Origin of the sequence: Bradyrhizobium oligotrophicum S58 (assembly GCF_000344805.1) — a bacterium.
Classification (GTDB): domain Bacteria; phylum Pseudomonadota; class Alphaproteobacteria; order Rhizobiales; family Xanthobacteraceae; genus Bradyrhizobium; species Bradyrhizobium oligotrophicum.
On sequence record NC_020453.1, the window covers coordinates 74,797 to 87,566 of the forward strand.

General features: G+C 65.3%; 12 protein-coding genes. 7 read left to right on the forward strand and 5 right to left on the reverse strand.

The window, feature by feature from the left end:
• Window positions 1–204: 204 nt before the first annotated feature.
• On the forward strand, window positions 205–678 hold the full coding sequence (gene irrA, locus S58_RS00355) for an iron response transcriptional regulator IrrA (protein WP_042340464.1): 474 nt from the start codon (window positions 205–207) through the stop codon (window positions 676–678).
• Window positions 679–783: 105 nt separating this feature from the next.
• Here irrA and S58_RS00360 read toward each other — a convergent pair whose 3' ends face one another.
• On the reverse strand, window positions 784–1,311 hold the full coding sequence (locus S58_RS00360; protein ID WP_042338467.1) for an SH3 domain-containing protein: 528 nt from the start codon (window positions 1,309–1,311) through the stop codon (window positions 784–786).
• Between the two features lie 370 nt (window positions 1,312–1,681).
• On the opposite strand from S58_RS00360, the gene S58_RS00365 reads away from it, so the two are divergent.
• Both S58_RS00365 and S58_RS00370 read left to right on the forward strand, forming a co-directional pair.
• The gene (locus S58_RS00365; RefSeq protein ID WP_042338471.1) at window positions 1,682–2,683 is read left to right on the forward strand and encodes a 2-hydroxyacid dehydrogenase; all 1,002 of its coding nucleotides are present in this window, start codon (window positions 1,682–1,684) and stop codon (window positions 2,681–2,683) included.
• A 271-nt stretch (window positions 2,684–2,954) separates the two neighbouring features.
• Complete coding sequence (locus S58_RS00370) at window positions 2,955–4,205, forward strand: IS4 family transposase (RefSeq protein WP_244440677.1); 1,251 nt, start codon at window positions 2,955–2,957, stop codon at window positions 4,203–4,205.
• 120 nt (window positions 4,206–4,325) lie between these two features.
• On the opposite strand, the gene S58_RS00375 is transcribed toward S58_RS00370, so the two are convergent.
• On the reverse strand, window positions 4,326–5,243 hold the full coding sequence (locus S58_RS00375) for a LysR family transcriptional regulator (RefSeq protein WP_015663237.1): 918 nt from the start codon (window positions 5,241–5,243) through the stop codon (window positions 4,326–4,328).
• 119 nt (window positions 5,244–5,362) lie between these two features.
• Between S58_RS00375 and S58_RS00380 the strand changes: the two genes are divergently transcribed.
• Complete coding sequence (locus tag S58_RS00380; protein ID WP_015663238.1) at window positions 5,363–6,367, forward strand: aldo/keto reductase; 1,005 nt, start codon at window positions 5,363–5,365, stop codon at window positions 6,365–6,367.
• A gap of 125 nt (window positions 6,368–6,492) precedes the next feature.
• On the opposite strand, the gene S58_RS00385 is transcribed toward S58_RS00380, so the two are convergent.
• Entirely contained in the window at window positions 6,493–7,299 is an 807-nt protein-coding gene (locus S58_RS00385; protein ID WP_015663239.1) for a HesA/MoeB/ThiF family protein, read from the reverse strand.
• A gap of 138 nt (window positions 7,300–7,437) precedes the next feature.
• Between S58_RS00385 and S58_RS00390 the strand changes: the two genes are divergently transcribed.
• The 3 genes from S58_RS00390 (at window position 7,438) to S58_RS00400 (ending at window position 11,173) form a co-directional block, all read left to right on the forward strand.
• Window positions 7,438–8,805: a serine protease gene (locus S58_RS00390; protein ID WP_015663240.1), complete on the forward strand. Its 1,368-nt coding sequence runs from the start codon at window positions 7,438–7,440 to the stop codon at window positions 8,803–8,805.
• Window positions 8,806–9,261: 456 nt separating this feature from the next.
• Window positions 9,262–10,065, forward strand: coding sequence for a ParA family protein (locus S58_RS00395; RefSeq protein WP_015663241.1), 804 nt, complete (start codon window positions 9,262–9,264; stop codon window positions 10,063–10,065).
• A gap of 358 nt (window positions 10,066–10,423) precedes the next feature.
• The gene (locus S58_RS00400; protein ID WP_015663242.1) at window positions 10,424–11,173 is read left to right on the forward strand and encodes a nucleotide-binding protein; all 750 of its coding nucleotides are present in this window, start codon (window positions 10,424–10,426) and stop codon (window positions 11,171–11,173) included.
• 91 nt (window positions 11,174–11,264) lie between these two features.
• Here S58_RS00400 and S58_RS00405 read toward each other — a convergent pair whose 3' ends face one another.
• A complete protein-coding gene (locus S58_RS00405) occupies window positions 11,265–11,747 on the reverse strand; it encodes a Crp/Fnr family transcriptional regulator (RefSeq protein ID WP_042338475.1) in 483 nt (160 codons plus the stop codon).
• Between the two features lie 76 nt (window positions 11,748–11,823).
• Window positions 11,824–12,705 carry a bifunctional DNA-formamidopyrimidine glycosylase/DNA-(apurinic or apyrimidinic site) lyase gene (mutM, locus tag S58_RS00410; protein ID WP_015663244.1) on the reverse strand — a complete coding sequence of 294 codons (882 nt, stop codon included), beginning with the start codon at window positions 12,703–12,705 and terminating at the stop codon, window positions 11,824–11,826.
• Between the last annotated feature and the right edge of the window lie 65 nt (window positions 12,706–12,770).

Below are 12,770 nucleotides of genomic sequence, written 5' to 3' on the forward strand. Positions count from 1 at the left end.
AGGGGATTGCGGCGTCAATGCGCGTGTCCTGGTAAATCCACGCGGCAGAGGGACGCGCAACCGGGCCGGGCAGCAATTGCATTTTAGGGGCGTTCTAGATACGTTAGTTGCGATAAGCTTGCATCTGAACGGGTTTCTTCCTATATCAAAGTCGGTGTTATGAATTCTGCGGTGCTTGAAGTGGATGTCAGCAACAACGCTTCGATGAGTGGTCATGACCGGGCCAGTCCGGAAGGGCTGGGGACCGGGCGGCAGCCTGCGCTGAACGGCTGCCCTTGGCACGACGTCAACGAAATGCTGCAGACGGCGGGCTTGCGCCCGACCCGTCAGCGCATGGCGCTGGGCTGGCTGCTGTTCGGCAAGGGCGCACGGCATCTGACGGCCGAAATGCTCTACGAGGAAGCGACGCTGGCCAAGGTTCCGGTGTCGCTGGCCACCGTCTACAATACGCTGAATCAGCTCACCGACGCAGGTCTGCTGCGCCAGGTCAGCGTCGACGGCACCAAGACGTACTTCGATACCAACGTCACCGCCCATCACCACTTCTATCTCGAGAACAACCACGAGCTGGTCGACATTCCGGATCAGCATCTGGCGCTGTCGAAGCTGCCGGAGGCGCCGGAAGGTTACGAGATCGCCCGGATCGACATGGTGGTCCGGCTGCGCAAGAAGCGCTGAGCCGAAAAAAATTTGCGCCGGATGGTGCCCGCGTCTCCCGCGGGCATTTTCATGTCGGCAGCACGTCAGCATCGCGGCTCACGCCGCCTTCACGGACCTACGGCGTCAGTTGACCTGCTCGTCGGAATAGACGCCCCACAGCCGCTGCTGCTCGATCCAGCCCTCGAAGCCATTGCCGAGCACGCGGCACCAGCCGCCGCTGCACTTCTTGACCTGGGCAATCACCCCGGCCTGCAGCCGCGCCGTGACGGCGCTGGACGGACTGGCGCCCTCATAGACCGCGGCGAGATCGTCCTTGTTCTTCATCGTCACGACCGCGGTGCGGCGTCCGGACAGCAGCGAGTGATAGACCCAGCCCTCGGACCCTTCGGAATCGCGCACCCGGCGCCAGTTCTCATATTCGGCCGTGATTTCGACAGGCAGGCCCGAGCGCGTATAGACCCAGGCCACGTCATTGTCCTTGGTCGGACCGGCGCGGACGTTCACATGGTCGGATTTCAGGCTGACATAGCGCGGCACCGGCAGGCCGCTGGTGGTGAGAACCGAATCCTTCGCCGCAACGCCCCTGCCGACGGCAACGTCGAACAGACAGACCAGCAGCACCACGATTGCACCGAAACGCCCCAACGCCAATGTACTCAACTCACTCTCCCTCGAAAGGATCGACGCGCCCCCGGTCTGCTTTGCGGATTGCGTTGCGATCCTTCGCCCGATCCCCATCGAACCGCCCGGCTGCCCCCCTTCGTGCACAGAGAGAGCTTGCCGAAAGCGCCAGTCCACACCCGCCGCTGGCTTCTTGTCTTGGCCCGGCCTTCTGCTAGACAGGACCCAACACAAGCGGCCAGGAAGCGCCTGAGAATCGCTCGCGTAACCCTGTCAGGGACGGATCGGCCCCACCGCGAGATCCGACACGACCAGTCCAGGGAAGCGCCCGGCTCAGGCGACGACGGTAGTTTCGGCGAACCCGGTTAATGAGGTCTGAAGGATCTCATGAGAGCAGCACATGTCAGGTAGGAAAAAGCCCCTCGTCGTGGTGACACGCAAGCTGCCGGACTCGGTCGAGACCCGGATGCGCGAGCTGTTCGACGCCAGGCTCAATCTCGACGACGAGCCGTTGAGTCAGGAGCAACTCGCGGATGCGGTCCGCACCGCGGAGGTGCTGGTTCCGACGGTCACCGACCACATCACCGCCGACATCCTCAATCAGCCCGACTGCAAGCTGCGCATGATCGCCAACTTCGGCAACGGCGTCGACAATATCGACGTCGCGGCGGCGGTGGCGCGCGGCATCACCGTCACCAACACGCCGAAGGTCCTGACCGAGGACACCGCCGACATGACGATGGCGCTGATCCTCGCCGTGCCGCGGCGGCTGATCGAGGGCGCCTCTGTTCTCACCGAGGGTAAGAACTGGGCGGGCTGGTCGCCGACATGGATGCTCGGCCACCGCATCGGCGGCAAGCGCCTCGGCATCATCGGCATGGGCCGCATCGGCCAGGCGGTGGCGCGGCGCGCCCGCGCCTTCGGCCTGCAGATCCACTATCACAACCGCCGCCCCGTCGCCCCGGTCATCGCCGATGAGCTCGGCGCCACCTACTGGGAAAGCCTCGACCAGATGCTGGCGCGGATGGACATCATCTCGGTGAACTGTCCGCACACGCCGGCGACGTTCCATCTCTTGTCGGCGCGCCGCCTCAAGCTGATCCGGAAGGATGCCTACATCGTCAACACCGCGCGCGGCGAGGTGATCGACGAGGAGACGTTGACGCGGCTGATCGAAGCCGGCGACGTCGCCGGCGCCGGCCTCGACGTGTTCGAGCATGAGCCGGCGGTCAATCCGCGCCTGGTGCGGCTTGCGAAAGCCGGCAAGGTGACCTTGCTGCCGCACATGGGCTCGGCCACGATCGAGGGGCGCGTCGAGATGGGCGAGAAGGTCATCATCAACATCAAGACCTTCCTCGACAACCACCGTCCGCCGGACCGCGTGCTGCCGAGTATGCTGTAGGCCGAGCCCTTAGCTTTGCAAAAGGTATCGTCCCTGCGAACGCACTAAGGTTTCTACACGTCTGGCGCGACAGATTGACTCGGGAAGTCATGATGTTGTGCCGTCTTTGCGGGTTGTATGATTCCATCTCCGATGCTTGATTCAAGGGAGCATCGGAGATGGAGCGAGAGCCGGATCTGTCACTGGGGGAGTTTGGCGACGTTCGCCTCGATAAAAGGGGGCAGCGTTCGTCCAGGCTATGCTTTGCACGCGCAGCGTCTGCCTGCGCCGGATGGCGCAGGGTGACTGGGCCGCGTACATGGCGTACTGGCGGTTTGTGAACAATCCGCAAGTCACGATCGATCGGCTGATTGAAGGCTGGAGCCGGCAGACGGCGACTGTGGTCGCGGGGCGGCATGTGCTGGCGATCCAGGACACCAGCGAGGTCAAGTTCCAGACGCGGAAGGGGCGGCGGCGCGGACTGGGCGAGGTCGGCAAAGGCAATGCCCGTGGCGTGCTGTTGCATGCGATGTTGGCGGTCGATGCCGACAGCGGCGCCTGCCTCGGTCTCACCGGCGGCAAGGTGTGGACGCGCCGGGGCAAGGTGAAGGTGCCTCACGACCAGCGGGAGTTGGCCGACAAGGAATCGGCGCGCTGGGTGACGACCGCCGAACAGGCCTGTGACGTTCTCGCTGCCGCACGCATGATCACCGTCGTCAATGATCGCGAAGGGGAGTTCTTTGCGCATTGGGCTTTGACGCCGGGAGACAACGTCCACCTGCTGACGCGAGCCATGCACGATCATGCGCTGGCCGATGGCAGCACACTCTACCAGGCGGTGGAGCGAGCGCGCTTCTGCGACAAGGCGATGATCGACCTGCCGCAGCGCATGGATCGCCGCGCCCGCCAAGCTCAGCTCTCGCTGCGGTTCGGAACGGCCGAGCTCAAGCGGCCGGCGCGCCCCGGCGTGAAGGGCCTGCCGGAGCGCGTCGAAGTCAGCTTCGTGGAAGTCGTCGAATTGCATCCTCCGAAAGGGGCTGAGGCCGTTCATTGGCTGCTCTTGACCACTCATTCGATCGCCAAGGCGTCCGACGCTTGGCAGATCGTCTCCTGGTACAAGCAGCGCTGGATCATCGAACAGCTCTTCCGCTCGCTGAAGACCCAAGGGTTGCAGATCGAGGACAGCCAGCTCGAAAGCGCCCAGGCCCTGATCAAGCTCGTGGCCATCGCCACCAAAGCAGCCTGCATCGTCATTCAGCTCGTTCAGGCTCGCAACGGCGGTCAACAACTGCCGATCGAATGCGCCTTCACTCCGGAAGAAATGAAGGCCCTGGCGGCCATCAACAAGACGATGAAGGGCAGGACCAAGCTTCAGGAAAACCCTCATCCTGCCCAAACACTCGCGTGGGCGGCATGGATCATCGCCAAACTCGGCGGATGGACCGGCTACGCCTCCCATCGGCCTCCCGGGCCCATCACCTTCCACAACGGAATGAGTCGCTTCCAAATCCTCGTCGCCGGCAGAGCCCTCCAAACCGTGTAGAAACCCTAGTGCGAACGCAGGGACCGATACCGCGTGATGTCCGGAATGGGCAGACGGCTCGTTCCGTGCACCTCATTGAAATCCGGGATGACAGCCGAGTTTGTGGCGGGCCCGCACCCATCAAAGCGTGACCGCTGTACCCGCCCGCCTCCGCCACTCGCCGACGAACGCCACGAACGCCGCCAGCGCTGGCGGCGGGTGGCGACGGCTCGGGTAATACAGATAGGGCCCCGGGAATGGTGGGCACCAGTCTTCCAACACGCTGACGAGACGGCCTGCAGCCACGTCCTCGCGCACATGCCCTTCGAAGGTCGCCCAGTAGCCGAGCCCGTCACAGGCGGCGCGGAGTGCCAGTCCGAGTTGGACCGCGATCAGGCGGGCCGGCGGCGCGATCATGACCACCTGCCCGTCTTTCTCGAATTCCCAATCCAGCATCGCCCCAGAGGAGAAGCGGGTGCGGATGCAGGCGTGGCGCAGCAAGTCGCGCGGATGAATCGGGCGGCCATGCTGCGCAACATATTGCGGCGAGGCGACGATGGCGTAGCGCTGGGCCTCGCCCAAGGGCACCGCGATCATGTCCTGCGCCAGATGCTCGCCATAGCGCACCCCGGCATCGAAGCCGCCCTGCACGATGTCGACGAAGCCGCTGTCGGCGACGATCTCGAGCTCGATCCGCGGATGGGCGCTGAGGAACGGCGCCACCATCGGGGCCAGCACCAGGTCGACCGCAGGCGGCGGCGCGTTGATGCGCAGGCGCCCCGCCGCGACCTGCTGCAGGCCGCGCACCTGATCGATCGCCGCTGCGATTTCGGCCAGCGCAGGCTCGAGCCGCGCCAGCAGCACCTCGCCCGCTTGTGTCAGGCCGACGCTCCTGGTGGTCCGGTTGAGCAGCCGTACACCGAGCCGCTGCTCCAGCTCCTTCAGCCGCTGACTGAGGCTGGACACCGCGAGCCCCTGCTCGCGCGCAGCACGGCGGAAATTGCCGCTGCGGGCCACGGCGGCGAAGGCCTGGAAATCGCGGAGGTCTGGCTCGTTCATTGTTCGATATGTTGAACAGTCCATTCGGAATTGTCCAGCTTATCGAATTGCGGAAACGAACCGATATCCGCGTTGTTCGGGCGGTCTGGAGGCCGCCGTGCCAGCAAAGGAGATCGATCATGGAAACCCGTCAACTCGGCTCGACCGGCCCCGGCGTCTCGGTCCTCGGATTGGGCTGCATGGGGATGTCGGACTTCTATGGCCCGACCGACCGGTCCGAGAGCATCGCCACCATCCATGCCGCGCTCGACGCCGGCATCACGCTGCTCGACACCGGCGATTTCTACGGCATGGGCCACAACGAGATGCTGATCCGCGAGGCGCTCGCCTCGGCCGGTCCGCGCAACGTCCAGATCTCGGTGAAATTCGGCGCGTTGCGCGGGCCGGACAAAAGCTGGCTGGGCTATGACAGCCGGCCGGCTGCCGTCAGAACCTTCCTGTCCTACTCGCTGCAGCGGCTCGGCGTCGACGCCATCGACATCTACCGTCCCGCCCGGCTCGATCCGAGCGTGCCGATCGAGGAGACCATCGGCGCCATGGCCGAGCTGAAGCAGGCCGGCTACATCAGGCATATCGGCCTGTCCGAAGTGGGTTCGGAAACGATCCGCCGGGCGCACAAGGTGCACCCGATCGCGGATCTGCAGATCGAATATTCGCTGATCTCGCGCGGCATCGAGAGCGACATCCTGAAGACCTGCCGCGAGCTCGGCATCGGCATCACCGCCTATGGCGTGCTGTCGCGCGGGCTGATCAGCGGGCACTGGTCGAAAGACCGCGCCAATGCGGCAGACTTTCGCGGCCACGCGCCACGTTTTCAGGGCGACAATCTCGACCGCAATCTCACTCTCGTGGATGCGCTACGCAGCATTGCCGAGAATGTCGGCGCCACGCCGGCACAGGTCGCGATCGCCTGGGTGGCCGCGCAAGGCAACGACATCGTACCCCTGGTCGGCGCCCGCCGCCGCGATCGCCTCGACGAGGCGCTGGGCGCGCTCCATGTGAAGCTCACCGAGGTGCAGCTCGCCGCGCTCGACAAGGCGTTTCCGCCCGGCGTCGCCGCAGGTGAGCGCTATGCGGACGCGCAGCTCGCGCACATGGACAGCGAGCGAAGGTCGCGGGCTTGAGAGCGGCCTGAAGCGGGGCGCAGTACGCGGTAGAGTATGTAGCGAGCCTCACCCACAGTGTCGTCCCTGCGAACGCATGCGTTCGCAGGGACGACAGCGGAGGATCTGGCGCGGTACTCGCCACATCACTGCTTTTTGTGTGCGCCCAGATCCGCAATCACCGGCCCGTCGCCATTGAGCGGATTGGCCGGATCCCGGCCATAGCGCAGCGTCTCGAAGCGCATCGTGCGCGCGTCCAGCATCAGCAGCCGGCCGACCAGACTCTCGCCGAAGCCGACGATCTCGCGGATGGCCTCCAGCGCCATCATCGAGCCGAGCATGCCGGCGAGCGCGCCCATCACGCCGGCCTCTGCACAAGCCGGCACCGTGCCGGGCGGCGGCGGCTCGGGGAACAGGCAGCGATAGGTCGGATTGAATTCGCCCTTCTCGTTGGTCTCATGCGCGCGGATCGTCGTCAGCGACGCATCGAAGGTGCCGAGCGCGCCTGATATCAGCGGCCTCGCGGCCAGGAAGCAGGCATCGGAGACGAGATAGCGGGTGTCGAAATTGTCGGAGCCATCGAGCACGAGATCATAGCCGCCGATCAGATCGAGCGCGTTGTCGGCATTGAGCCATGTCCGATGCGTAACGACCGAAACGTGCGGATTGAGCGCGTTGATGCGCTCGGCCGCGCTGTCGACCTTGGGCCTGCCGATATCAGGCGTCGCGTGGATGATCTGGCGCTGCAGATTCGACAGCGACACCACGTCATCGTCGACCACGCCGATCGTGCCGACACCGGCGGCGGCGAGATACATCAACACCGGCGCCCCGAGCCCGCCTGCGCCGATCACCAGCACCGACGCGCGCTTCAGTGCCGCCTGACCGGGGCCGCCGACATCGCGCAGCACGATGTGGCGGGCATAGCGCTCCAGTTCCTCGTCGCTCAGCATCGTTACAGACGTCCTTCTGCCGCATCGCTGTCGGCCCCTCATGGAGACCGCGTCTCTCCACACTGAACCCTCGCCGGATTGTGACCGACCAAGCAGATGTGCTTATTTATGTCAGCGGCAAGAGCATCGGGATTTGTCATGAGACGGCTGGGCACGGCAACCTTCATCTGCGCGATCGCCGCGTGCGCGTCGGCGCAGGCACAGACGTCACAAGCGACACAGGGCGTCTTGCCCGGCGCCAAGCCCAAGCCCGTCGCGACCCAGACCGTGCGCCCGGGCGTGCAGGCCCCGGCCGATACCGCCAACGCGATGGGACAGGTCGAGCGGCTGACGCTGCAATCCGATCTCGCATGGGTCGGCCAGTACAACGGCGCGATCACCGGTGACGTCAGCGAGCGCATGGTCAATGCGATCAAGGAATACCAGAAGCTCATAGGCGGCAAGCCGACCGGCGTGCTGAATCCGCAGGAGCGCGCCACGCTCGCCGACACCGCGCGCCGCAAGCAGGAGGGCGTCGGCTGGAAGCTCGTGACCGAACCGGTCAGCGGCGCACGGCTCGGCATCCCCACCAAGCTGGTGCCGCAACAGACAAGCGACGGCAACGGCTCGAAATGGACATCGCCGACGGGCACGGTGCAGGTCGTGCTGTCACGCCGCAAGGAGGTTAATCCGACCACCGCGGCGCTGGCCGACCGCGAGAAGAAGGAGCCCGGCCGCACCGTCGACTACAGCGTGGTGAAGCCCGACTTCTTCGTGCTGTCCGGGCTGCAGAACCTGAAGAAATTCTACATCCGCGGCACCTTTCGGGGCGACGAGGTGCGCATCCTGACCATCCTCTACGATCAGGCCACCGAGAACACGGTCGAGCCGGTTGTGATCGCGATGTCGAGCGCCTTCACGGCCTTTCCCGCGGCATTGGCCGCGCAGCCGGCGCCACGGCGCAGCGTCGACTACGGCACCGGAATCATCGTGAGCCAGGACGGCGCCATCATCGGGGATCGCGAGGTCACCGATGGCTGCGTGGCGATCACCGTTCCCGGCTTCGGTCATGCCGAGCGCGTGGCCGAGGACAAGGAACACGGGCTGGCGCTGCTGCGCATCTATGGCGCACGCGGCCTGAAGCCGCTGGCGCTCTCGGGCGGCAGTGCGAAATCGTCGGTCGACATCATCGGCATCGCCGATCCGCAGAGCCAGGGCGGCGGTGCTGCGATCAGCACCGTCAAGGCGCAGCTCGCCGCCGGAGGCCAGGGCGACGCCTCGCTGGCGCCGGCTCCCGGACTCGGCTTCTCCGGCGCTGCGGCGCTCGACGGCGAGGGCAGGTTCGTCGGCGTCACTCTGCTCAAGCCGGGAGTTCTCGCCGGCTCGGCCTTCGTCCCGTCGTCACAGGTGGTGATGGTCAGCGCCGAAAACACCCGCGCCTTCCTCGCGGCGAACGGCGTCAAGCCCGACGGCAGCTCGCTCGACGCCAAGACCGCGGCCGTTCGCGTGATCTGCGTGCGCAAGTAGCGCGCGACGCCGACGATCTCTGCCAAATGCCGGAACGTTGCGCACGTTGCGGCGCGGCGACCGTTTACGCAAAATTAAGCATGTCATTTTACAAAAAATTAAGGGCCCGACGACGGCCGGCGAGGATCTGACGTGCAGCATCGCGACTGCATGGGATGATGCTCGACGATGCCGAGCGCTCGCCCGCGGCTCGCTGCCGCTCAACTTCCTAGCACCTTGCTATCAACTCGGAACGGCTCCCGCCGTAGTCAACCGGTCTGTGCAAGCACAGGCCGAGCGTGGGATAGTTCGAACAGTTTCTGTCGGCGTGCTGATTCGGACCACCGCGATCCCTCTTCGTTAGTTGGATCGGGCCGGGACTGTCCTGAGCGAGAATAGCTCTGCACCGCGTAATCGCGATGCACTCAGCTTTGGCGTTCTCATAAGTTCCGTCAACATCCGAAGGACTGTCTCCCGATGTACACGATCGTTTTGGCCACGCAGAAGGGCGGCAGCGGCAAGAGCACGCTGGCTATTGGTCTGGCCGTGGCGGCCCAGCAGGCCGGCCACAAGGTGCGCGTGATCGAGACCGACCGTCAGGGTACGCTGTCAAAATGGCAGGCGCGCCGCACGACCGGCGAGCCGATCGTCGAAGCCATCTATGACGCGAAGATGATCGAGCCGCGACTCGAAGCGCTGGCCATCGATGGCGTGACCGTCTGCGTGATCGACACCGGGAGCGGCATCACGGCATCCACCACCGCCGCGATCCGTTATTGCGACCTTTGCCTGATCCCGGCGCGTCCGAGCGTTGCCGACATCGAGGCCACGGCGCCGACGCTGAGCGTCATCAAAGCCTGGCGCAAGCCATTCGCATTCGTGCTCAATCAGGCGCCGATCCGTGGCGGCCACCGCATCACCGATGCGACCACCGCGCTCGACAGCGATGCGCCGCGCGACATCGCTGAGGTGCTGGCGCAGCCCTTCATCATGATGCGCAACGACCACCAGGACGCGCTCGCCGCCGGCCTCGGCGTCTGCGAGTTCGATACCGACGGCAAGTCCGCGCAGGAGATCCGCAGCCTGTGGCGCTGGACCGCCGGCAAGCTCGCCGGTGACCACGTCATGCACGAGGCCGGCGAACTCAAGGAAGCCGGCGAGCACGCCGAGGTCGAATTCCCGATCATGCTGACGCCATCAGCCGAAGACGCCAAGCTGCCGACGACCCGAGCCTATCCGACCTGGGCCGACAACGGCATCAACTGGAAGGCGGGGTTGTAGCCGCTGCCTGCTCGGCCGCCGGCGCGCTCGGAGCTCACGCAAATCATTCGCTGCCGAACGGCTGCTCGCCAAGCGAGTGGCCGTTTGCGTTAGGCGTGTGCGTCGGCGAACGCCATGCGTCGATATGACCAATTCGGCACAACTATCAGCTTTGCTGCGCTACGCCCGCTATCCGACATTTACAATCGTCGCACGAATGTCATAGTCGCTCGTGGACGTAAAAGCTTGCGATTCGAGCGACGGCGCTCGATTCGATCCGCTCACAGGCGGCCGATCGGCAGCAATTCCGCCGACCGTTCGAACGGTGCTCCCGTTGCGGTGGTCTGCAGTCGGCTTTTGCGGACGAGCAAGGGGTCGCATGATACGCACGATCGTATTGGCCACGCAGAAGGGCGGCAGCGGCAAGAGTACGCTGGCGATGAGCCTCGCGGTTGCCGCGCAGCAGGCCGGCGAGACGGTGCGCGTGATCGAGACCGATCCGCAGGGCACGCTGTCCTATTGGCAGAGCCGGCGCGGACTGGCCGAGCCCCTCGTCGAACCGATCCATCAGCCCTCGGATCTCGGCCGCCGCCTGGATGCTCTCGCCCGCGGCGGCGTCACGCTTGCCGTCATCGACACATCGAGCGGCATCAACGCGCTGATGCGCGCCGCGATCGATCAGGCCGATCTGTGCCTCGTGCCGGCGCGTCCGTGCGTTGCGGACATCGTTGCTGCTGCGCCCACGGTGAAGATCATCCGCAGCAGCGGCCGCCGCTTCGCCTTCGTGCTCAACCAGGCGCCGCATCGGGGGCAGCGCGCGAGCGAGGCGGCGAATGCGCTGAGCCAGGGCGATCGCGATCTCGCCGACATCATCGCCAAGCCGCTGATCACCCTGCGCAACGATCATCAGGATGCCCTCGCCGCGGGATTGGGCGTCACGGAATTCAATGATGACGGCAAATCGGCCGAGGAGATCCGGCTGCTTTGGCAATGGATCGAACAGCGGCTGGCCCAAGGCGACACATGCCATGCACTGCGCACGGCAGGAGCCGAGGCGCATTCCCAGATGACCAACGCCGGCGCGCCGCCGCTGAACGAGATGAGTCTCTCCTGGGACGCCTGCCTGTAGCGCGATCGGCGTCACCGCGGGCGCAAAAATCGAGCACCGATTCTGTTTGCCGGATCGCGCGGCCGCGCGAGGCCACTCATGACCTGCAAGCCTACCGCGGCCCGGCCTCCCGCACCTCCAGCCGCTTGATGCGCGCGTCGGCGCGGCGCAGGCGCCGGCATAGCTCGCGATTGATGTTCTGCAGCACGATCACATAGGCGTGGATGTCCGCCTTGTAGAAGGCATACAGCTTCTGCGCGGTCAGCTCGTACAGCAGGGTCGGCGTCTGCGCGACCACCGTGGCCGATCGGTTCTGCATGTCGAGCAAGGTCATCTCGCCGAAGAAATCTCCGGACTCGAGACCAGACATATGGATCGCGGCCCCGGTCTCCAGGCGCTCGCTGACCTCCAGCGTGCCGCTGTGCACGACGAACATCGAGCGGCCCGACTCGCCTTCCGCGACGACAATGGCGCCGCTGTCGAAGTGGCGCTCGACCAGCATCGAGATCAGCAGATCGAGGCTCGCGTCCGACAAGCCGCCGAAGAACGGCGTGGCGAGCAGGAATGCTTTCAGATCGGGCGAGCTGACAGCCATGGCGGCAGTATACGCCCACCCCCGTCCGTCACAAGCAGACCGGGCGGCCGGCCGGACCGGCTCGTCGGCCACTCCATCACTTCTGGCACTTCGGACACCAGAAGGTCGACCGCCCGTTCTGCACGAAGCGCTTCACCACGCCCTCGCAGCCATCCGTCCGGCACGGCTCGCCCTCGCGGTCATAGACCTGAAACGAATGCTGAAAATAGCCGAGTTCGCCTGATGTCTGGCGGTGATCGCGCAACGACGAGCCGCCGGCGCGGATGGCCTCGTTGAGCACGGTGTGGATCGCCTCCACCAGCCGCCTGGCATGATCCGTGGGCTCACCCTTTTTGGTCGCCAGCGTCGCGGCCAGACGTCGCGGCGACAGATGCGCGCGGAACAGCGCCTCGCAGACATAGATGTTGCCGAGGCCGGCGACGACGCGCTGGTCGAGCAGCGCCGCCTTCAGGCTGGTCTTCTTGTTGGCGCAGGCGCGCGCCAGCATCCCTGCATCGAATTCATTGCCGAGCGGCTCGGGTCCGAGGCCCCTGAGATGCGGCTCGGCCTCGATGTCGCCGCGCGCGATGATCTTCATGAAGCCGAAGCGGCGCGGATCGTTGAACACGATGTCGGCGCCGGACGACATGTGAAACACGACATGGTCGTGCACGCTGTCCTTGCCGCGCGGGTAGTGAAACTCGCCTGGCGTCTCCTCGTGCTCAGGCTTGATCACCCGGAACGAGCCTGACATGCCCAGATGCATCAGCAGCACGTCGCCGGAGCCGAGATCGGCCAGCAGATATTTCGCGCGCCGACCGAGCCCGGTGACGGTCTGGCCCTGCAGGCGCTTCGCAAAATCGGGCTGGAACGGAAACCTCAAATCGCCGCGCCGAGTCTCGGCGATGACGATCTTGGCCCCCTCCATGACCGGCTGCAACCCGCGCCGGACGGTCTCGACTTCGGGCAGCTCAGGCATGCCTGTTCATTTCACCTTTTGCGTCCTGCGACCATTCACCTTGTCCGGCTGACGTGATAGCGCCT

Coding starts and splice junctions, on each gene's coding strand:
- S58_RS00385 (WP_015663239.1), bottom strand. CDS start 7,299: ATGCTGAGCGACGAGGAACTGGAGCGCTATGCCCGCCACATCGTGCTG.
- S58_RS00380 (WP_015663238.1), top strand. CDS start 5,363: ATGGAAACCCGTCAACTCGGCTCGACCGGCCCCGGCGTCTCGGTCCTC.
- mutM (WP_015663244.1), bottom strand. CDS start 12,705: ATGCCTGAGCTGCCCGAAGTCGAGACCGTCCGGCGCGGGTTGCAGCCG.
- S58_RS00370 (WP_244440677.1), top strand. CDS start 2,955: ATGGCGCAGGGTGACTGGGCCGCGTACATGGCGTACTGGCGGTTTGTG.
- S58_RS00375 (WP_015663237.1), bottom strand. CDS start 5,243: ATGAACGAGCCAGACCTCCGCGATTTCCAGGCCTTCGCCGCCGTGGCC.
- S58_RS00400 (WP_015663242.1), top strand. CDS start 10,424: ATGATACGCACGATCGTATTGGCCACGCAGAAGGGCGGCAGCGGCAAG.
- S58_RS00390 (WP_015663240.1), top strand. CDS start 7,438: ATGAGACGGCTGGGCACGGCAACCTTCATCTGCGCGATCGCCGCGTGC.
- S58_RS00395 (WP_015663241.1), top strand. CDS start 9,262: ATGTACACGATCGTTTTGGCCACGCAGAAGGGCGGCAGCGGCAAGAGC.
- irrA (WP_042340464.1), top strand. CDS start 205: ATGAGTGGTCATGACCGGGCCAGTCCGGAAGGGCTGGGGACCGGGCGG.
- S58_RS00365 (WP_042338471.1), top strand. CDS start 1,682: ATGTCAGGTAGGAAAAAGCCCCTCGTCGTGGTGACACGCAAGCTGCCG.
- S58_RS00405 (WP_042338475.1), bottom strand. CDS start 11,747: ATGGCTGTCAGCTCGCCCGATCTGAAAGCATTCCTGCTCGCCACGCCG.